Source organism: Streptacidiphilus jeojiensis (assembly GCF_042510965.1).
Classification (GTDB): Bacteria; Actinomycetota; Actinomycetes; order Streptomycetales; family Streptomycetaceae; genus Streptacidiphilus; species Streptacidiphilus jeojiensis.
The window spans coordinates 205,356-225,624 of sequence record NZ_JBEUKS010000015.1 but is presented as its reverse complement, the minus strand read 5'-3'; the positions used below and the strand labels follow the sequence as shown (position 1 = coordinate 225,624).

The 20,269-nt window shown below is 69.3% G+C and carries 19 protein-coding genes; 10 read left to right on the top strand and 9 right to left on the bottom strand.

Annotated elements, in window-relative coordinates; genetic code table 11:
* Positions 1 to 7 precede the first annotated feature (7 nt).
* Positions 8 to 205 carry a helix-turn-helix domain-containing protein gene (locus ABUW04_RS33510; RefSeq protein WP_037595963.1) on the bottom strand — a complete coding sequence of 66 codons (198 nt, stop codon included), beginning with the start codon at positions 203 to 205 and terminating at the stop codon, positions 8 to 10.
* Entirely contained in the window at positions 202 to 771 is a 570-nt protein-coding gene (locus ABUW04_RS33505) for a Uma2 family endonuclease (RefSeq protein ID WP_380568225.1), read from the bottom strand. The genes ABUW04_RS33510 and ABUW04_RS33505 overlap by 4 nt, the downstream gene beginning before the upstream one ends.
* Positions 772 to 1,003: 232 nt before the next feature.
* On the opposite strand from ABUW04_RS33505, the gene ABUW04_RS33500 reads away from it, so the two are divergent.
* On the top strand, positions 1,004 to 2,755 hold the full coding sequence (locus tag ABUW04_RS33500; RefSeq protein WP_380568224.1) for an esterase: 1,752 nt from the start codon (positions 1,004 to 1,006) through the stop codon (positions 2,753 to 2,755).
* 387 nt (positions 2,756 to 3,142) lie between these two features.
* Positions 3,143 to 4,225, top strand: coding sequence for a glycoside hydrolase family 19 protein (locus ABUW04_RS33495; protein WP_037595965.1), 1,083 nt, complete (start codon positions 3,143 to 3,145; stop codon positions 4,223 to 4,225).
* A 106-nt stretch (positions 4,226 to 4,331) separates the two neighbouring features.
* On the opposite strand, the gene ABUW04_RS33490 is transcribed toward ABUW04_RS33495, so the two are convergent.
* Positions 4,332 to 5,171: a hypothetical protein gene (locus ABUW04_RS33490; RefSeq protein ID WP_380568223.1), complete on the bottom strand. Its 840-nt coding sequence runs from the start codon at positions 5,169 to 5,171 to the stop codon at positions 4,332 to 4,334.
* Between the two features lie 77 nt (positions 5,172 to 5,248).
* A complete protein-coding gene (locus ABUW04_RS33485) occupies positions 5,249 to 5,911 on the bottom strand; it encodes an RNA polymerase sigma factor (RefSeq protein ID WP_380568222.1) in 663 nt (220 codons plus the stop codon).
* A 128-nt stretch (positions 5,912 to 6,039) separates the two neighbouring features.
* Between ABUW04_RS33485 and ABUW04_RS33480 the strand changes: the two genes are divergently transcribed.
* The 3 genes from ABUW04_RS33480 (at position 6,040) to thpR (ending at position 10,887) form a co-directional block, all read left to right on the top strand.
* On the top strand, positions 6,040 to 6,531 hold the full coding sequence (locus tag ABUW04_RS33480; protein ID WP_380568221.1) for a hypothetical protein: 492 nt from the start codon (positions 6,040 to 6,042) through the stop codon (positions 6,529 to 6,531).
* 196 nt (positions 6,532 to 6,727) lie between these two features.
* Positions 6,728 to 10,129, top strand: a complete 3,402-nt coding sequence (locus ABUW04_RS33475) for a GH92 family glycosyl hydrolase (protein ID WP_380568220.1) — start codon at positions 6,728 to 6,730, stop codon at positions 10,127 to 10,129.
* Between the two features lie 170 nt (positions 10,130 to 10,299).
* The gene (gene thpR, locus ABUW04_RS33470) at positions 10,300 to 10,887 is read left to right on the top strand and encodes an RNA 2',3'-cyclic phosphodiesterase (RefSeq protein ID WP_380568219.1); all 588 of its coding nucleotides are present in this window, start codon (positions 10,300 to 10,302) and stop codon (positions 10,885 to 10,887) included.
* Between the two features lie 65 nt (positions 10,888 to 10,952).
* On the opposite strand, the gene ABUW04_RS33465 is transcribed toward thpR, so the two are convergent.
* The 3 genes from ABUW04_RS33465 to ABUW04_RS33455 form a co-directional block, all read right to left on the bottom strand.
* Positions 10,953 to 11,597 carry an HAD family hydrolase gene (locus tag ABUW04_RS33465; RefSeq protein ID WP_380568218.1) on the bottom strand — a complete coding sequence of 215 codons (645 nt, stop codon included), beginning with the start codon at positions 11,595 to 11,597 and terminating at the stop codon, positions 10,953 to 10,955.
* Between the two features lie 32 nt (positions 11,598 to 11,629).
* The gene (locus ABUW04_RS33460) at positions 11,630 to 12,547 is read right to left on the bottom strand and encodes a DUF6891 domain-containing protein (RefSeq protein WP_380568217.1); all 918 of its coding nucleotides are present in this window, start codon (positions 12,545 to 12,547) and stop codon (positions 11,630 to 11,632) included.
* Between the two features lie 134 nt (positions 12,548 to 12,681).
* The gene (locus tag ABUW04_RS33455; RefSeq protein ID WP_380568216.1) at positions 12,682 to 13,335 is read right to left on the bottom strand and encodes a nuclear transport factor 2 family protein; all 654 of its coding nucleotides are present in this window, start codon (positions 13,333 to 13,335) and stop codon (positions 12,682 to 12,684) included.
* Between the two features lie 262 nt (positions 13,336 to 13,597).
* On the opposite strand from ABUW04_RS33455, the gene ABUW04_RS33450 reads away from it, so the two are divergent.
* Positions 13,598 to 14,233: a TetR family transcriptional regulator gene (locus ABUW04_RS33450; RefSeq protein WP_380568241.1), complete on the top strand. Its 636-nt coding sequence runs from the start codon at positions 13,598 to 13,600 to the stop codon at positions 14,231 to 14,233.
* 55 nt (positions 14,234 to 14,288) lie between these two features.
* Here ABUW04_RS33450 and ABUW04_RS33445 read toward each other — a convergent pair whose 3' ends face one another.
* Entirely contained in the window at positions 14,289 to 15,221 is a 933-nt protein-coding gene (locus tag ABUW04_RS33445; protein ID WP_380568215.1) for a serine/threonine-protein kinase, read from the bottom strand.
* 89 nt (positions 15,222 to 15,310) lie between these two features.
* Between ABUW04_RS33445 and ABUW04_RS33440 the strand changes: the two genes are divergently transcribed.
* The 3 genes from ABUW04_RS33440 to ABUW04_RS33430 all read left to right on the top strand — a co-directional run bounded on the left by ABUW04_RS33440 (position 15,311) and on the right by ABUW04_RS33430 (position 17,420).
* A complete protein-coding gene (locus ABUW04_RS33440) occupies positions 15,311 to 15,856 on the top strand; it encodes an RNA polymerase sigma factor (protein WP_380568214.1) in 546 nt (181 codons plus the stop codon).
* A gap of 31 nt (positions 15,857 to 15,887) precedes the next feature.
* Complete coding sequence (locus ABUW04_RS33435; protein WP_380568213.1) at positions 15,888 to 16,619, top strand: hypothetical protein; 732 nt, start codon at positions 15,888 to 15,890, stop codon at positions 16,617 to 16,619.
* A gap of 105 nt (positions 16,620 to 16,724) precedes the next feature.
* Positions 16,725 to 17,420, top strand: coding sequence for a hypothetical protein (locus ABUW04_RS33430; protein ID WP_380568212.1), 696 nt, complete (start codon positions 16,725 to 16,727; stop codon positions 17,418 to 17,420).
* Positions 17,421 to 17,583: 163 nt separating this feature from the next.
* On the opposite strand, the gene ABUW04_RS33425 is transcribed toward ABUW04_RS33430, so the two are convergent.
* Positions 17,584 to 18,309 carry a HEAT repeat domain-containing protein gene (locus tag ABUW04_RS33425; protein WP_380568211.1) on the bottom strand — a complete coding sequence of 242 codons (726 nt, stop codon included), beginning with the start codon at positions 18,307 to 18,309 and terminating at the stop codon, positions 17,584 to 17,586.
* Positions 18,310 to 18,512: 203 nt separating this feature from the next.
* Between ABUW04_RS33425 and ABUW04_RS33420 the strand changes: the two genes are divergently transcribed.
* Positions 18,513 to 20,045, top strand: coding sequence for a HEAT repeat domain-containing protein (locus ABUW04_RS33420; RefSeq protein WP_380568210.1), 1,533 nt, complete (start codon positions 18,513 to 18,515; stop codon positions 20,043 to 20,045).
* Positions 20,046 to 20,269 lie beyond the last annotated feature (224 nt).

The window sequence follows — 20,269 nt, the reverse complement described above, 5'->3', positions numbered from 1 at the left end:
CCTCGGATCAGACCTGAAACATCGTCAACGACAGCTGGGCATCCATGACTTCCGCCAGCCGCGTCAGCATGCCGACAGTCGGGCTGACGCGGTCGGATTCGATCCGGGAGATCATGGCCTGTCCCGTCCCGGCCGCCTTGGCGAGCTGCGCCTGGGACCAGCCGAGCTGTTCACGGCGCTCGCGTACGAGCTCCCCCGGGGTCATTTCGACTCCGGGTAGCGCCGCAGCTCACCGGTGTCGATGACCCAGTCACCGACGGTGATCTTGTCACCGAAGACGTAGGGAACATGCGCGGAGTACCGGCCGGGGCCGTCTTCCGTGGCGATCTTCCAGTGGTGGTGGGCAGTGCCGTCTCGGGGGTCGATGATCAGGTAGTGGGGAATGCCCATGACCGGATAGTCCCGCAGCTTGCCCTCGTAGTCGTTCTCAGGGTTCGAGGGAGAGACGATCTCCACGGCCAGTCGGACGGCAGTGGCATCGACAGCGCCCGGGACGTCCATCGCGTCCTCGTCGACCACGACGACGTCCGGGCGACGCAGTTTGGCGGCTCCCGGGTGCTCGATATCGGCCATGTAGGCGATCAAGCCGTCCTGGAGCTGGTGGTCGAGCTGGGTGGTGACGCGCTTGGCGTTGAGGCCGTGCGCACCGGCCGGGCTCATCGTCAGCAGGATCTGGCCGTTACTGATCTCCACGTGCGGGGACATCGGCAGTTCCGGCCGCAGGTGGTCGGCGTAGGCGCGCAGATGGCGGTAGATCGGCTGCTCGGTCACGCCTTCACGATGGCATATCTGGCGTCACCGGCCCCGGGTCCAGTTCGGAGTAAGTCGGTATCCAAGACTTGCTCACAGATCATTCTCATAATTGTCAACAATATTGAAATCAATAGCTATCCGTTCTACGGTCGGCTCATCAGGTGCACCGCCTGCCACTTCCGTCGCGTCCTGACGCAGCGGAGGCGTCGGGCCGTGCCCACAGCACACCGATGCACTAGGAGGTCCACGGGTGGACGTCACTCGCAGGAACGTCATCCACGGCGCAGGTGCCGCGGCACTGGCCGCGCTCGGAATCGCCCAGGGAGCCGGCACCGCCTTCGCCAGTGCCCCGGCCGCGCAGGGCAGCTCGACCGCGACCGGCAAGTACTCCCTGGAGTTCGACTCCACCGCCTGGTCCTACGACTCGGCCAACGACGTCTACTACCAGATCGGCACGGTGTACGCCGCGAACCCGGCCGACACCAACTACGAGACCCTGTCGGTCTACGTGCCCGGCGCCTATCTGACGGCGACTCAGAACAGCGACGGCACCACGTACACCGCCACGGTGAACCAGAAGGGCGCCGTCGGCCGGTACACCGCGAGCACCGCGCCGATCGTGGTCCCGGTCAACACCCCGGGCTACTCCGCGCAGTCCCCGGCCACGTCCTACAACTACTCGGCCGTGTCCCAGTACCTGGAGGCCGGGCTGGTCTACGTCTGGCCGGGCATGCGCGGCACGTCCAGCTCGACCAGCACGCTGACCGGCGACGCCCCCTGGGGCGTGACCGACCTCAAGGCCTCGATCCGGTACCTGCGGTACAACCGGAAGGCACTGCCCGGCAGCACCGACCGCATCGCCCTGTTCGGCATGAGCGGCGGCGGCGCCCAGGACACCGTGGCCGGCGCGTCCGGCGACAGCGCCCTGTACCTCCCGTACCTGCGCTCGATCGGTGCGGCCATGGAGGACGCCCACGGCCGGCCCCTCAGCGACGCCGTGGCCGGCGTCATGGCCTGGTGCCCGATCACCAGCCTGCACGAGGCCAACCTGTCCTACGAGTGGAACATGGGCCAGTTCGCCTCCACCGGCACCCGCGCCACCGACACCTGGACCAGCGCCTACTCGGCGGACCTCGCGCACGCCTGGGCCACCTACCTCAACCGCCTGGGCCTGCGCGACGGGCACGGCAAGCGGCTGGAGCTGACCCGGTCCAGCAGCGGCGTCTACCAGGCCGGCAGCTACTACGACCACCTGATCTCGGTGATCACCACCTCGCTGAACGAGTTCCTGGGCTACACCACGTTCCCGTACACCTACACCACCCAGGGCGGCCCGCCCGGATCGGGCATGACCGGGACCTCGACCACCTACGCGACGGTCGCCGACTACTTCGCCCACCTCAACACCGACAGCACCTGGGCGGTCTACGACTCCGCCAGCAACACCGCCAAGGTGTTGAGCCTCGAAGGCTTCGTCAACAGCCAGAAGACCGCGAGCAAGCCGGTCGGCGCGTTCGACGGGTACTCGCGCGGGCAGACCGAGAACGGCGTCTTCGGGCAGGGGCTCAGCCAGCCCAAGCACTTCGCGCCGCTGACCCGCGACGTCATCGCGGCCAACCAGGCCAAGTACGCCGCGTACTCCGACTGGGACTCCTCCTACGGGGCCGCCGGGTACGACAGCGACTTCGCCGAGCGCGACAACGCCGGCAAGGACACCGCCTGGCGGCTGGACGCCTACAACCCGCTGTACTACCTGTCCCCGGCCTTCGACGGCTACCGGCAGTCGCAGGTGGCCCAGCACTGGCGCATCCGCACCGGCATCATGCAGGGCGACACCGCCAACACCACCGAGATCAACGTCTCGCTGGCGCTGCAGGACTACGGCGTGCGCAGCGTGGACTTCGCCACCGTGTGGGCCATGGCCCACACCCAGGCCGAGTACGACAACGGCGACCCCGCGACCAACTTCATCGCCTGGGTGGAGTCCGTCATCGGAAAGTGAGCCCGCAGCGTGGGCCCGCTGAGTGAGCCCGCAGAGTGGGCCCGGCATGTGAGCGTCGACGCGGGGTCTTGACGGTTTCGTTGGACTAGACCATTCTCAGCAACGCAGACGATCCCACGACCAGGCATCGGGAACGTGGGCCACAACCGCCGCGAGGCGCCACGGGTTCGACCACCCCGGCACAGGACTGCCCTGACCGGGACGGACCCGGCGCCTCGCGTTGGCAGTCGCGTGAGCGGACACGCGCCTGCATGCGGCAGGGCCGCCGACGCGGTCGGGATCGTGCACTTCCATCAGGGCCCAACACCGCGCGCCATGGAGCGAGGGACACACCGGATGATGAGACGCTCGAAGAACTTACCGATCCGCACCCTTCGGGGTCGCGTCATGGCCGTGCTCGGAGCCGTCGTGCTCCTGGTCGGCCTCGGGGTCAGCGCCGCGAGCCTGGCCCAGGCCGCCGGCGGCACCGGCCCGATCACGGGCTACCAGGGGCTGTGCCTGGACGACCGCAGTGCCAGCACCGCCAACTTCAACCCGGTCCAGGTCTACACCTGCAACGGCACCAACGCCCAGCAGTGGACGGTGGCGTCGAACAGCACCCTGCAGGTGCTGGGCATGTGCCTGGACGTGGCCGGGGCCGGCACCGCCAACGGCACCCTGGTCGACCTGTACGCCTGCAACGGGACCGCCGCCCAGGTCTGGCAGCCCCAGTCGAACGGGGCACTGCTCAACCCGAACTCCGGCAAGTGCCTGGACGACACCGGGTTCGGCGGCTCCGGCACCCAGGTCCAGATCTGGTCCTGCGCCGGCAGCTCCAACCAGACCTGGACCCTGCCCAGCAGCGGGGGCGGCGGCACCGGCGGATTCGTCGTGAGCAGCGCGCAGTTCAGCCAGATGTTCCCGAACCGGAACTCCTTCTACACCTACACCGGCCTGGTCACGGCGCTCAGCAAGTACCCCGGCTTCGCCACCACCGGCAGCAGCACCGTGCAGAAGCAGGAGGCCGCCGCGTTCCTGGCCAACGTCGACCATGAGACCGGTGGTCTGGTCTACATCAACGAGATCGACCAGTCCGGCAACTACTGCGCGGCGGAGTCCTACGGCTGCCCGGCCGGCACCTACGCCTACTACGGCCGCGGCCCGCTGCAGATCAGCTGGAACTTCAACTACGAGGCGGCCGGCAACGCGCTGGGCGTCGACCTGCTCGACAACCCCAACCTGGTCTCCACCAACGCGGCCGTCTCCTGGGAGACCGCGCTGTGGTACTGGATGACCGACACCGGCCCCGGCACCATGACCGGCCACAACGCCATGGTCAACGGCGCCGGCTTCGGCCAGACCATCTGGGCCATCAACGGCAGCATCGAGTGCAACGGCGGCAACACCGCCGAGATGCAGGACCGGGTCAACGACTACGAGGCGTTCGCAGCGATCCTCGGCGTCTCCCCGGGCTCCAACCTCACCTGCTGACGCAGCAACACCCGTCACCGTCAGTACGTCCAGCAGTCCCGCCAGTCCCGTCAGTCCCGGCAGCGCACCGCGCCGCCGGGACTGACGGTCCGTCCGACTCCTGCCGCTAATCCTGCTGCTTGTAGATCTCCTTGCCCGACGCGTCGTAGGCGTGGATGTAGGCGCTCGGCCCCGGGACCGGCCTGGAGCTGGAAGGGGTGACGGCGACTGACAGGGCGGCCGAGTAGAAGAACACGCCGCCGGTCATGGTCGCCGGGTACTCCTTGGGGCTGGTGCCGTAGCTGATGGTGATCCTGGCGATGTTCGACGCGTAGTGCCCGGCACCCAGCAGCAGGTACTTCCCGCGGCCGGCGGACATGCCGAAGCTGTCGAAGAACTCGATGAGGTGGCCGGGGCTCCACATCCGGTTGTTGATGAACGTCGGCGGGACGTCCGGGCTGGTGCCCTTGCTGCCCTTGGTCTCGCACTGCACGTACTGGCCGGCCGAGTCGACGGCGACCACCGCACCGTCCCAGTCCGTCGAGGCGATCGGCGTGCGGGCGGCGAGCACCGCGTGGTAGCGCGAGGCGTCCGAGCCCAGGCAGGAGGCCAGGATCTGGCTGACGGTCCCGGCGTCGATCGGAGTGGTCGTGGCACTAATCACCGTGGATGCGCCGGAGCCGGAGCTCTCGTGCACCGCGGTCGGCCCCGAGCCGGTTCCGCCCGACACGGATCCCTGCGTAGCGGTCGCACTTGGTGATGTCGCGGTCGCACTCGGTGACGGCGCGGCGCTCGTCGAACTGCCGGCACCCAGCGCCGGGACGGCGGTGACCGGCTTGGCGGCCCCGTGGCCGCTGGTGACGGCCACGGCCGCCACGCTCAGCGCCGCCACACCGGCGGCGATGCCCACCGGCAGTCCCCACCTGCGGTGCATCGAAGCGCGCTGGTCATCCGGATCGATCTTCATCAGCAGTTCCTCCCGGGTCCGCCGATGGTTCGGCAGATCACGATCGGGGGGAGCTGCGGGAATGCCCTGCTTGTCATTCATCGTGCGACCTCCCCCGCGTTGACGGATTGTCTGGAACTGAACGACGCCGGTCCCGGCGGGCCCGCCGACCCGCCGGTCACGCCGAGGTCGGCCCCCAGCCGCCGCCGTGCCCGGTGCAGTCGGGACTTCACCGTCCCGACGGCGATGCGCAGCGCCGCCGCGGCCGCCTGCTGGTCCAGGCCCGCCCACACGCAGAGCTCGACGACCTCGCGCTCATGGCGCGGGAGTCGGGCCAGCGCCCGGTGGATCTCCGACATCCGGCGTTCGTCGTCGACCAGACCGGCGACCCCGTCCGCGTGGTCGCCCACCGGCTCGTCGTGCGAGACCAGCCGGTGCAGCAACGCCTCGGCCCGGCGCAGCCGCCTCCTGGTGTTCGACAGCAGACCGTCGGCGATCCCCAGCAGCCAGGGCAGGGCCGAGTCGCGGTCGAGCACCGTCTCCGATCTCCGTCGCCAGGCATGCAGGAACACCGTCGAGGTGAGGTCCTCGGCCTCGGACCAGTCGGCCGTCCGCCGGAACAGGTAGTTGTAGACCGTCTTGGCATGCCGGTCGAAGATCCGACCGAACGCCTCCCGGTCCCCGTCGACGGCCCGCGCCCACAACTCCCGGTCGGACATCCGTCCGACCGAAGCGGCGGGACCAGCGTCGTTCAGTTCCATGCTCTGTATGTGTCCGCCAACCGGTCGAAGGTTCCCGCGATCCTAAACAGGTCATCACCGCGGCGCGCAGGGCCCCATGCCCCGCCACCCCTGGCCTCCGCACCGGGAGCCGGGTAGCGTCCCACCACATGGAGCTGGAACCGCCGCGCACGGTCCCGGAACTGCCCGCCAACACGGCCCTGCTGGACTTCCTCCGGCAACAGGCGAGTCCGCCGAGCGGCCCCGAGGACTGGACCCTGGGCGAGTGGCAGCTGCACACCCATCCCGACCTGGAGGGGCGACTCGCCGACCTGACCCCCAGGGAGCGGCTGCACTCCCCCACCCTGACCACCCGGACGATCCGGGCCCACCAGGAGCGCCTGCACTGCGCCTACGGCGTTCCGGTGCTCTGCTACGAGGGCATCGCCGTGGCCGTCGCCATGGGCATGCGCACCCTGCTGGTACGGCTGCCCGCCCTGCCGGAGAACCTGAAGCCCGGGGAGCCGGTCCCTCCCCTGACCGACCGTGACTGGCAGTCGGTGGACCCCTGGCAGGGCCATCTGATCACCGCCGAGGGCAACCGCAGACTGACCGGACTGCTACGCGGCGCGATCGCCGCGGCCCGGGAGACCCTCCGCTAGGACCGCCCGGTTGGCCGGGACCTCCGCCGGAGGCGCACGTACGCCTGGTTGACATGCACTCAGCATCCGCGCTCTACTCAGGCTTCGTGCCACTTGGCAACGTTGTCAGATCATCAGGTCCGACGCCGCTGCCGAGCGTGGAAGCCACCTGTCCCTGGCACACCCATGCGCGAAGCACGGAACGCGGAGGCAACCGATGACCACCCGGCGGCACCCGGACACACCCCGTCTCAGCAGCAGACTCCGTCAACGCCTGACCGCAGTGGCCCTGGTGGCCGTCGCGGTCATCCCCTTCCAGACCCTCGGCAGTGCCGTGGCGGGTGCCGCATCCGGCCCGCAGCTCGTCACGGACCCGGCAGCCCTGGTCAACCCACTGATCGGCACCTCGGGCGCCGTGGACACCTTTCCCGGCCCCGACATGCCCAACGGCATGATCCAGTGGGGCCCGGACACCACGCCCTCCCGCACCGACGGCGGCGGCTACGAGTACAACAGCACCAAGATCTCCGGCTACAGCCTCACCCACATATCGGGCCCCGGCTGCCCCGTCGCCGGCGACATCCCGATCCTGCCGCTCACCGGCGCACTGACGGGCAACCTCTCCACCACCACCGCCACGTTCAGCCACGCCAACGAGCAGACCGGGATCGGCTACTACGGCCTGACCGACGCCGCCGGCGTCAAGACCGAACTGACCGACACCACCCGGGCGGGCCTGGGGAAGTTCACCTTCCCGGCCGGTGCACAGGCCAACCTGCTGCTCAAGCTGAGCGGCGGGGCCACCCAGGTGGACGGCACCCGGGCGAAGGTGGTCAGTGACACCGAGGTGAGCGGCGCCGTCGACAGCGGCCACTTCTGCGGCGCGGACAACCGCTACACCCTGCACTTCGACATCAAGTTCAACCAGCCGTTCACCCAGAGCGGCACCTGGGTCGGCAGCACCATCAACCCCGACGCGACGTCGCTCAGCCTCGGTCAGCCGCAGCAGACGCCGGCCGCGCCGCAGACCACCCCGCGCAAGCAGCAGCACTTCACCCTCCCGGCCACCCCGTCGCCGAAGATCCACCCGACCAGCGGCGCCAAGACCGTCGGCACCCGGCCACCGACCGACAAGGCTCCCTCGCCCACCGCAACGGCCTCCTCCGCCCCGGTCACCGGCGCCAACGGCATGTACCTCACCTTCGACACCTCCGCGTCGACCACGGTGACGGCGGCCGTCGGCATCTCGTACACCAGCGACGACAACGCCGCCTCGAACCTCTCCACCGAGGTCAAGGGGTGGGACTTCGACGCCGTGCGGCAGGCCAACCACGACGCCTGGAACGCCGTCCTGAACCGGGTGCAGGTCGGCGGCGGCAGCAACGACCAGCAGGTGCAGTTCTACACCGCCCTCTACCACTCGCTGCTGCACCCCAATGTGTACTCCGACGACAACGGCCAGTACATGGGCATGGACGACCAGGTCCACAAGCTCAGCAAGGGCCAGAAGGCGCAGTACGCCAACTACTCGGGCTGGGACACCTACCGCTCCCAGACCCAGTTGATCGCCATGGTCGAGCCGAAGGTGACCGGCGACATCGTCACCTCCATGCTCAACGGCTACGACCAGACCGGCCTGCTGCCCAAGTGGGCCTCCAACAACGGCGAGAGCTATGTGATGGTCGGCGACCCGGGCGCCTCGATCATCGCCGACGCGTACGCCTTCGGAGTACGCAACTTCGACACCGCGCACGCCCTGGACGCGATGGTCCACGAGGCCACCGCGCCCAACCAGGACCGTCCCGGCGAGTCGGTACGCGACGCCAAGGGCTACCTGCCGCTGGACGAGACCGACTACGGCTGCTGCAACTTCTACGGCCCGGTCTCCACCCAACTCGAGTACGACAGCGCGGACTACGCCCTGGCGTCCTACGCCAAGGCGCTGGGCGACACGACGGACTACCAGAAGTTCGCCACCCGCGCCCAGGACTGGATGAACGTCTTCAACCCGCAGACCGGCTACATCCAGGGCAAGGACCTGGACGGCCAGTTCGCCGGCAGCTTCACCCCCGGAACCTCCAACGGCTTCGTCGAAGGCACCTCCGCCCAGTACACGCCCATGGTGCCGTTCGACCTCCAGCAGCTGATCACCGTCCGCGGCGGGGACGCGGCGTACTCGTCCTACCTGGACAGCCTGCTGAGCAACATCACCGACCCCGGCGGGACCAACGCCGACCTCAGCAACGAGCCCAGCCTGGAGATCCCCTGGGAGTACGACTACCTCGGCCAGCCCTGGAAGGCCCAGGCCGCCGTCCGCCAGGCCCAGCAGAAGCTCTACTTCAACGCCCCGGTCGGCTCGTTCGGCAACGACGACCTGGGGGCAATGAGTTCCTGGTACGTCTGGTCCTCGCTCGGGATGTACCCGGAGACGCCGGGAACCGACACCCTGGTCCTGGGCAGCCCGACCTTCCCCGTCGCCAACGTGACCTTCGGCAACGGCAAGCAGGCCGCCATCAGCGCCCCGCAGGCGGCACCCGACGCCCCCTACGTCCAGGCCCTGGACGTGAAGGGCAAGGAGTGGAACAGCCCGTGGCTGACGTTCGGTCAGTTCGAGAAGGCGGGCACGCTCGACTACAGCCTCAACACCGTGCCGAACACCAGCTGGGCCGCGTCGGGCACCGCGGTCCCGCCCTCCGACACCATCGGCGGCAGCCGGATGCTCGCGGCCACCGGCCCCAGCAGCGACGGGCTGATCGTCGCACCGGGCGGATCGGCCGACGCCACCCTGCGGCTGACCAACCTCAGCACCCAACCGGTCACCGCCGACTGGACCGCCACCGCCCCGTCCGGCGTCACACTCGCCACCCTCACGGGTTCGACGACCGTGCCGGCCTCGGGCAGCGCCGAGGCGAAGATTCCAGTGACCGCCGGAAGCACCGAAGGCGCCTACGCGGTGACCTTCGCGGTCACCGACCACAGCAGCGGCGCCGCGATCGCCGCCGCCACGCTGCGGGTGTCGGTGGCCCAACCGGGCGAACTGTGGCCGTACGAGTCCAACGAGGGGATCTACCCCGACGGCACGCACTTCTCCGGCGGCTTCGACGACGAAGGATGGGCCTACTCACAGAGCGCGCTGACCACGGCCGAAGTCGGCAGCGGCACGAAGGTCAGCGCGGACGGCATCACCTACACCTGGCCGACGGTCGCCACCGGCCGACCGGACAACCTGGAGGTCGCCGGACAGACGATCCCGCAACCCGCCGGCACCACCGGCGCCTACCTCGGCCTGCTCGGCGCCGCGACCGACGCACCCCTGGACGGAACCGGCGTCCCCGGCCGACTCACCGTCACCTACACCGACGGCACCACCACGACGGCAACGGTGACCTTCTCCGACTGGACGCTCAACGGCGCCTCCACGAAGCCGGTGGCAGGCGACACCACCGCCATCACCACCGCCTACCGCAACACCGCCGACGGCACCAAGGACACCGTGCAGGCCTACGTCTTCTCGGTGAAGGTACCGCTGGACAGCACCAAGGCAGTGGCATCCGTGACACTCCCGGTGACCGGGGCGTCCGGAACGGTGCACCTGTTCGCCATCGCCTTCGGCGGATAGCCCCGGCACTGCGCCGCAGAACCGATCCACCACGCCACACCACCGGGAGTGCCTCCCACCGCAGGACAGCGACGGGCAGGCACTCCCGGTGCGCACCATCTGGGGCCCACCAGCCACAGCTAGATCACGAAGCGATAGGAGCAGCGACGGAAGAGTGTTAGAAAGCCCTGGTGAACGATCGTCCCGAGCAGCCCTCAACCGTACGCGTGTTCGTTGCACTCGCCCCGCCCGACGACGCGAAGGACGAGTTGGCAGATGCCCTGCGGCCCGCCTACGAGCAGTACCCCAGCCTGCGGTGGAACCGGATCGAGGACTGGCACATCACCCTGGCGTTCCTCGGCGAGCTCCCGGTGACGGCCGTTCCGACCCTGCGACCGGTGCTTGCCCGACTGGCCGCATCTCGCCCACCCCTGACCTTGGGCCTGCACGGCGGCGGACACTTCGACGAGCGCCTGCTGTGGAGCGGGATCCAGGGTGAACTCGAAGGCCTCCACCTGCTCGCCGACGACGTCCGCAAGCTGGTGCGGACCTGCGGCATCACCTTTCCGGAGCGCCCGCTGCGCCCCCACCTGACGCTGGCCCGGGCCCGCCGGAGCGAGCAGGCCACCATCCCGCCAGCAGCCGCGAGCCTCGCCCACTTCACCGGCCACCCCTGGCAGACCGAGCGCCTCCACCTGGTGGGAAGCAACATCGGCCGCGGCCCGGGAGCCATCCGCTACCGCGACATCGACGCCTGGCAGTTCGCCGGCGACAGCTGATAGGAAGCCAACAGAACGGGCAGCCGGCCCAGTGGAGCCGCCGCACTCGGTTCTGGGCCTGATATTCAGAACTGACTCTCGACTGGGCCGGGCACGGACGGAAGTTCGATGCCGTGTTCGGCGAGCAGGCCGAGGAGGCTGAGTTGGCCCTGCCCGTGGTCCCACCGGTCGGCGGCCAGTCCCGCGACCCGGGCACCGTCGACGTTGTCGGCGCTGTCGTCTATGAACAGGATGGTCTGGGGCGGGGCGCCGATCAGGCGGGCGGCTTCGGTGAAGAAGGCTGCTTCCGGCTTTGCGACACCGAGTTCACACGAGTAGCAGCTGACGTCGAAGAGGTCGTCGTATCCGAGAGCGGTACGCATGTACCTGGCGCGGTGTTGCTCTTGATTGGTACCGAGGTGGACGCCGTAGCCGCATCGGCGAAGTGCATCGACGATCTCGAAGGTCTCCGCGACGATGGCGATGTTGTGCCAGACGTTCCTGTAGACGGTCTCGACCGGGGTGGTGACACCGTACTCAACGAGGGCGGCCGCAAGGAGAGGCATGTAGTCGCCCTGCCCGGCCAGACTGGGGAGTTCGTCCTTCCACGTCTTGTGGAGGAAGTCGCGGGCCCGAGCTCCGAGGTAGGGCTCCATGGCTGTGTACCAGCCTCCGGGAACGGACTGGAGCACGCCGTCAGCATCGAAGAGCACGTGCTGGATGCGGGTCACTTGCTGGTCTCCTCCTCGCTCAGGGCTTCAGGTCAGCCGACAAGGCGGCGTCGCCAGTTCAGTGGAGTGACGGTGATGGCCCGCTCGGGACTGCCGTCCCACTCCACCGGAAGCCCGGTCGCTGCGACAGCCGCGACCACTTCCCGGCCGATCACCGTCGCCGCCTCGGCAGAACCGTCGAACCCGCCGTACAGAAGCACCAGGCCGTGACCGGATACGGCAGCGTCCGTGCACTCGCTGTGAAAGTAGACGAAGCCGCGCGCACCCGGCGCGGCCTCGGCAGCGATCTCAGCGTGTCCGCAGTTTCGGCAGCAGGTGAAGTTCTCCCTGGCGGTGATACCCGCCGCCTCCAGCGCGGTGAAGGCACGGCTTATGCGCTCCGGGTCCGTCTCCCCCTCCCAACGGGCCTGTTCCTCGACCCGCTCCATCCACATCCGGTCGGCCAGCAGCGTCGCCTGCGCGGGCGATACGGGTCTGTGGTCCTGCGAGACGAGGTACTCCTCGGCGAGTTCAGCCAGCTCCGCCCGCGTGGCGTACCCACCGGCGATCACCTCGCGAACTCGGGCCGTGAGCAGGTCCAACTCCCCGTCCGCCAAGTCCAGCGCGGGCACCGGAACACTCGGCGCCAGGTCCAGCAGTTGCCAGGCGATCCCGGCATCCCAGTCCTCGTTCAGCCGGGCCCAGCCGGTTATCGCCGCGATCACCGACTCGGGTCCGGCGAGTCCGGCCTGGAAGTGTCGGTCGGGCGCGCCGTCACGGTGCTCCAGGGTGTAGCCCTCCCCGGCCCGGTGCAGCACCTGGATGTAGGTGCCGGGTAGGTCCGGTATCCGCTCGACGACCAGGAACGTGTCGCCTGAGGTGCCGATCCGCCGGACCAGCGCAGCGAGTTCGGCCGCGGGTATCCGGCAGTGGCGCTGACCGTCTTCCGTCTGCACGGTGATCGCAAGCATGGGCCCACTCTGACACGAGCCCCTGACAACTCCCGTCGACAGGCGAACCTTCCCCGGTCACCCGCAGCCGGCCCGGAAGCGGTGCGGGTGATGCGCCGTCGGCAGCGCCGGGCACCACCCGCCCGACGAACGGGTCAGGGCTTGTTGACCGCCGCGGCCCAGTCGAAGTCCACGCCCATGTCGTGGTACATCTTCGAGTACCCGACGAAGCAGTTGAACATCTGGACCTTGCCGTTCTTCAGGTACCAGAAGTCGGCGGTCGGCGCGTCGACCTGCTGGCCCTTGCCCTTGACGACGCCGCCTGTCGGCGACACGAGTTGCCCGTCGAACGTGCCCTGGATCGACAGCTCGATGCTGATCTCGTCGCCGTTCACGGTGATGCGCTTGAGGTCACGGTGAACGTTGGAGAAGAGGCCCTTCATGTAGGGCAGGACGTTGCCGAGCGCCTTCCCCCGGTAGGCCTGGCCGGCGACCATGTCGTTGAAGACGCCGTCCTTGGTGAAGCTGTTGACGAACGTCGCGACGTCCAGGTGGTTGCCCTCCGCGACGTAGTAGTCGCGCAGGACCACCGCAAGGTTGGCCTTCTCGTGCGCGGTCAGGTGGCGGTCGGTGAGCGGCAGTTCCGCCAGTTGGCGTGAGGTCAGGGTCGGGGCGGCCGCGTTGCTGCGGACCGCCGCCCTGCTGTCGGCGGAGCTTGCGGCCTGTGACGGCACCGCGGCGATGGAAAGACCACCCAGAACAGCTACCGCGGTCGCGGCAGTGATCGACTTCCGGCTGAGCAGCTTCATGTCGTGTTCCTCCAGATTGGTACTCAGGGTTCGAGATCCGTCGCGACGGCGTCTGCCGCGCTCTTGGTAATTCAAATGCTCGCTTGACTTTATGGACGGCCGGCTCGGGATGTCAAGCCACTGTTTGAATTCTGTGGCCGCACGGCCGCCGAGGCACGCCTACGGACCGGACCCATGCCGCCCCGAGCGCCGCCATTCAACCCCCGACCTGCGAGGCAGTCATTGACGATGCACTCAAACATCTGATTGAATACATCGTATGATGCGGGTGGAGAAGGCAGACCTGCGCCGGGAGGCCGGCCAGCGCACACGGGACGGCCTCCAGACGGCCGCCCTGGAGCTGATCGCGCAACGAGGCCAGGAGGGCGTGACACTCCGCGAGATCACTGATCGCGCCGGAGCCAACGTCGCCGCCGTGAGCTACCACTTCGGGTCGCTCAAGAAGCTGTGCGACGCGGCGATCGAGCACGCGCTGGAGCGCTATCTGGACGACAAGATCCGGGAACTCGACTCCCTCTCCCCCACCGCGACACTCCATGATGTGGCGGTGGCGTTCGCCCGACCGATGATGCGCGCACTGGCAGCCGGAGGCCAGGACCTGGCCGTGATGCGGACGGTGGCGCGCGTCGGAATCGATCCGCCCCAGGGGTGGGATCGGCTGGACGACAAGTTCGACCGGAGCCGCCGTGGAGCCGTCCGGGTGCTGGCACCCAACCTTCCCGGAGTCGACGAGGAAGAACTGATCTTCCGTACCCGGTGCGCGGCCGGCCTGCTGAACTGGCTAGCGCTGGCGCCCATCGGCACCGAACTCGCCACCCTGTCCGCCGAGCAGATCGAGCGGCAACTGGTCCCCGTGGTGGCCGGGGCGTTCCGCGGGGACACCCCCACCGACCGCTGACCCGGCCAAGGCCACGGCCACGGCCACGGCCACGTGATGTCACTGCGATCGGAGCTCAGCGCACCAGCCAGGTCAGCAGTGTCGTCACCACGAACAGCGCGCTCGCCGCAGACCAGACCGCACGGCGTGTCAGTCGCGAGGACCCGGTCGGCGCCCCGGTCGGCGTCCCGGCTGGCGTCCAGTCGCCTGCTCCCGGTGCCAGCAGCGCGTCCGCGAACGCCTTCGCGGACGGTGGTCGGTCCTGGGGAGCCACCGCCATCGCAGCGCGAAGGAGTGCGTCGATACCGTTCGGAACCGCCAGCGCCGCGGGAATCGCCGGCGGCGCGGACGTGGACGGCTGGCCCGTCATCAGGGTGGTGTGCCCGCCCGAGCCGAACGGCTTCTGCCCGGTCAAGAGTTCGAAGGTCACGACGCCGAGCGCGTACACATCCGCCCGGGCGTCGAACCCACCGGTCTGGAAGACCTGCTCGGGCGCCATGTACGCAGGCGTACCCGTGGTCACCGTCAGCCCCGACGCGTCGGCGAGCTGCTTCGCGCTACCCAGGTCCGCCACGAGTACCGCAGGAGGCGTGCGGTCGGAGTCGAGCAGCAGGTTCGACGGCTTGACGTCCCGGTGGATCACGCCCGCACCGTGCAGCACCTCCACGGCGTACCCGGCCTCTGCGGCCAGCAGGAGCGCCTCCGCGGGCGGGCAGTGCCCGATCCTCTCGGCCAACGTGCCGCCCCGTACGTAGTCCATGACGAAGTAAGGCCGGTCGTCCTGGACGCCGACATCGTGCACCCGCACCACACGGGGGCTGGAGATCCTGCGGAGCAGCCTCGCCTCCGCCAGGAACCGCTCCCGGACATCGGCGTTCGACGCCCAGTTGTCGGCCAGCACCTTGACCGCGACGTCCGTGTCCAGCTCGGGGTCGTACGCCTTCCACACGGTGGCGAAGGCGCCGGCGCCGAGCCGGTCCGCCAGGAGGTAACGGCCTAGCCTCTGCATGTGGCAGCATTCTGCCCGAGGCGCGGGGGCCGGGCGACCCGCGTGCAGCGGGGTCGGATGCGGGTCGGACCGGAACGGGGGAGAACGGGGTGCTCGAAGAGGTCGAGCTGACACAGCTCGTGGCTTCCGCCCGGACAGGTGACCCGGTGTCCTTGGACCACCTCCTGGCCAAGCTGCGGCCGCTGGTCATGCGGCGCTGCTCCCGGTTCCTGCCGCATCACGCCGACGCTGAGGAAGCCGCTCAGGACGCCCTGCTGTCCATCAGCACCCACCTGCACGAGTACAGCGGACGAGGCTCGTTCCTGGGATGGGTGACCGTGATCGCCTCGAACTCCGCCCGGTCCACCTACCGATCGATGTGCCGGCGCGCGGAGGACAGCCATGCGGTCCTTCCCGAGAACACGGACCCGCGAACGACCAGTGTCATCGCCGGAACCCGCCTTGACCTGATGGAGGCGCTGTCCGCGCTGGAGAAACAGCATCCGGCTCTGGTCGAATCCTTCGTACTTCGCGATCTCGGAGACCTGACGTATGTCCAGGTGGCTGAGATTCTCGACGCTCCCCTGGGCACCGTCAAGGACCGCATCCACCAGGCCCGCCGCTTCATGCGGGACCGCCTCGTCAGCGGCCTCTGATCCAGCCGTGCCCGGACCCGGAGGTACTGCAGTGCGAGCGCGCAGCGCCACCGCCGTTCTGGCGGCGGCCGTCGGACTCGGCCTGGTGACCGGCCAGTTCGTCCTACCGGCTCACTCCCCCGCCCCGGCGGCGCCGTCCACATCCCTGCCCGGCGCCGGCGCCGCACTGCCCAAGGCCGCCACCGGACCCCTGACGGAACAGAACCTCCTGGCGCCCGCCGAGTTCGAGACGGTCGGCATCTCCCAGCACATCTACGTCCGGGACCGCGTCGGTGACGGCACCTACGCCAACGCGGCCTGCGCCGGGGAGAAGACCCTCGGCGAGACCCTGGGAGGACCGGGCGCACACTTCCGCGGACTGGTGACGACCACGCAGACGGACCCCACCGACCCCACGTTGGCGGTGGGCAACGGCGGGCAGGTCGCACGGGAGGTCGCCGCCAATGCCCTGAGCCAGGCACTGGCCCAGAACTACACCGAGCGGCTGCTGCTGGAGGAAGTGCCGTGCCAGGACGAACCGGCCGGCCATTGGGTCTACGGACCCACCCGCACCCTCGACGTCGCCCCGGGGATCGCCGCGAGCTGGATGGGCACCTACCAGGGGGCCCTGAACACCGCAGGGGCCGCACCGAAGGACAAGGAGCCGTGCGGCGGCATCGCCGTACTCAGAAGCGGCACCCACTACGCCTTCCTGCAGGTCAACGCCTGCCTGGACACCGCCGCGATGACGCGGATCGTCCGTGCGGCCGTGGTCCGACTCTGAGGCAACGGCGACCGCGGAAAAACTCCACCCAACTTTTCCGGCACGGCCGGCATCTCCCCAGATGTACGGGGACGCAGAGCGCGTCCTGACCAACAGGGGGATCAGATGTTCGGCAACCAAGCAGCCACCAAGCACTCGCGCCGCAGCCTCATCGCCGGATCGGCGGCCCTGGCCGGGGCCGCCGCGATCACGTTCGGCATCGGCCTGCAGCCCGCCACCGCCAGCGGGGACACCGGCTCCGCCGGCCACGCGGCCGCCACCCGCACGGCAGCCTTGGCCGAGCCCGGCCTCGGCTCGTCCAACCTCATCCAGAGCGAGGACTTCTTCCAGCAGGGACTGTCCGCGGTTGGCGCCACGGTGGAACTGGCCGGGACCCAGGGCCTCTCGGCGTGCTCCGGCGAGGAGACGATGCGGGTCCTGACCAAGGGGAAGGCCGCCGGCTACGCCGACGTGGCCTGGACCTTCGACACCGCCGGCAGCCTGCTGAACGAGTCCGTCGCCGACCTCTCCAGCGACAAGTCGGCGGCCTCGTACGAGAAGCAGCTCAACGACCTGGTACGCAGCTGCCAGCACGAACCGGCCGGCCACTGGCACTACGGCCCGGGCCAGACGCTCACACTCACGGGCGGCGAGGCGCACTGGTACCCGTCCGTCAACGGCGACGGCGTCGTCTCCGGTGGCGTCGCGGTGATCCGCAGCGGCCAGCGGATCGGCATCGTCGAACTCGTCGGCGCGCCCAGCAACGACCCCGGCTACATGAAGGGCATCGCCGCCATCGCAATCAACCGCCTGGCGTCCTGACCCGGGGTGGCACCCGGGTGATCCGGGTGCCACCCATCTCATGCTGGCACCGCCGCAGCCTTCTTCTCTCGCTACGGGTGCCCTGCATGCCTGGCAGGCCGTGATGGTCAGCAGGGCTCTGTCTCAACGGTCGCTCCGACTGAACGGTGCCGGAGTCGATCCGTCATGTGTCGGACGAGTCGATCCAGTCGATCATTGCTGCGAGGTCCATCTCCCCGGTGAACTCGCCGGCTGCCAGCAGGGCCCAGTCACGACACTCTGCCACCGTCCGGGCCCAGGGCAGGGCCCGATCGACCTCCCAGTCGAGGTCAGGCCCGCTCACCCAGGACAGGCCGCCGTCGCGGCGAGTGCGCCAGATCAAGAAGCCCAGCACTGCCTGCTGATGCTCGGCCAGCTCATTGATGACCTCCACAAGATCATCGGCCCGCCAGAAGCTCCCTGGCCCCTCGCCGCCGGTCTGCAGCTCAGCGACCCTGGGCGGCAACACCCGTTCCCGGGCGCCGAGCTGAGTCAGCGCCCAACGCAGGCAGCCGGCCTCCGAATCGCCCAACGGTTCGGCGCGCATCTTCCAAGCCTCGTAGGCCTGGCGCAGCGCCGGGGCGGCCCGCCTTGCGCCCAGATCCCCCAATGCCTCCGCCGACCAACTGCGAACAGTGGTGTCTTCGCTGGTCAACAACCCGACGAGCACCTCCGCCGGTCGCATATCGCCGAGCGAGTTGAACACCTCGATCGCACACAGCTGTCCGAACCGTCCCAACCGCGGAACCACCGCAATCAGGGGTTCGACGACCTGCGACCCCAATGCGATCAACGCGTGCTGGGCATCCTCAGCCAACTCACTGCGGTCCGCGTCCAGCATCTCCAACAGGTCATCGATCGACTCCTCCATGGACCAGGAGTCTGCCGGGTACCCGACCTGGTCAGCCAACCCAATTTCACCCTCAGGTCACGGGAAGCGACCGATCGCATGCAGCGCTCCCTGCAACCGATGCTCCAGGCCGGGAGCCTCCGGCCGCAATCTGCGTGGCGATCCGACACCCAGGCCGGATACCGTGGCTGACCAGCGGCGACAGCACCAAGGCGGGGATATCAGTGGCGAGTGCAGCGAACAACGGCCGACGTGCGGAGCAGGCGGCGGTGCTGGCGGCGCTGCGTGAGTTCCCCGCCGGCGGCCTCCCGTCCGCGATCGGGCTCGCTGACGCCCTCGCCGTGCTTGAGAGCGTTGCTGACCTGCGCGGGCTCCCGCCGGCGTGGTGGATCGACTTCGATCAGGCCGTGCGCACAGGCAGTGCCTGGTGGACGGTCCGTGCGAGCGAGACCAACGACCGGCTGCACGCCCTGCTGCCCGGTGGCTGGCAGTGGGCGGTCTCGGTCTGCTCGCGCGACGGGCTCAAGCGCGAAGCGGCGCTGCTGGAGGACCGGCTGCCACACGGCCACCCGGCACTGTTGCCGCTGCTGGTGGTGCGCTGCTCGGACTGGGCCCCGCCGGTACGCCACCGCGCCGAACAACGTCTCGCACGGGCGCTGGCCGACGCTGCACCCGGAGATCTGGGTCTGGCGTGCGCGACGGCCTGGGCCTGCCAGCCGCGCTCGCGCGGAGCAGTCGCCGTCCGGCTGACCGCTGATCGCCTGCCCGACGCCGGACCGGCCCTGTGGCCGGCCCTGTTCGCATTCCCCGACCACCGCACCCGCCGCCGCGCTCTGGCCGAGGCACCGCAACACCTCGCAGTGAGCCAAGACCAGTTCGTCGCACTCGCGCTCACGGATCCGGACGTCACCGTCGCTCGCGGTGCCGCCGAACGCATCCTGCTGCAATGTGTCCCACCCCTCGACGCTCCCCTCACCAGCAGCGCCGAGATGGTGGTACGGCAACTACTGCTCGCCCGGATCCCCCAGGTGCGAGCTGCCGCGGTCACGGTACTGCGCCGCGGCCAGCGCCCGGACCTGGCCGTGCCCCTCCTGCTGGACCGCTCCACGCTGGTGCGCCAGACCGCACGCTGGGTGGTCCGCAGCCACGGTCAGGACCCCGCCGCCCAGTGCCGCAACCTGCTCGCCCGCGCCAGCGCCGACGCTCTGGCCGGCGCCGGCGCTGTCCAGGGACTTGCCGAATGCGGCGACGCCTCGGACGTCCCCTGGTTCCGGGTCCAGTTGGGCAGTCCCCGACCCAAGGCCCGAGCAGCCGCGCTACGCGCACTCACCTCGCTGGCTCCGCTGACCACAGCGGACCTCCTCGCCCTGCTGGAACACGACCACTCCCCCTCGGTCGGCCGTGCCGTCGTCGAAGCACTCACCGCCACCGCCCACCCCCTCCCCCACACACGGCTCCGGCACTGGCTCGCCCCCACGCAACGGCCGGAGCTGCGCCGCCGAGCCATCACACTGCTCCGGGCGAGCGACGCCTGGACCCGCCTGGCAACAGACCTTCAGCTGATCACCGACCCCGACCCGGACACGGCCCGCGCAGCAGAGTCAGACCTGCGCAACTGGCTCTCTCTCGCCTCACTCGGACACCGCCCGCCGTCACCGGAGAGCTCAGCGGCGATCGAATCCCTCCTGCCCGCCGCCGAAGCAGTCCTCGATACGCGAACACTGCATCAGATCCGCTTCCGGATTCCGAAGCAATAGCAGTGACGGGGGTGTTGGCTTGGCGACAGGAAGGCTGCGGTTGCAGCGCTACTCTGTGCCGATCGTTGGGGGCCCGGGTGATGTCCGATGGCAGGTAGGGCAGTGCTGGTCCGGCCATCGTTTGGCGTAGCAGTGGTCCGCAGCGGCCAGCGGATCGGCATCATCGAACTCGTCGGCGCGCCCAGCAACGACCCCGGCTACAAGACGGCATCGCCGCCATCGCA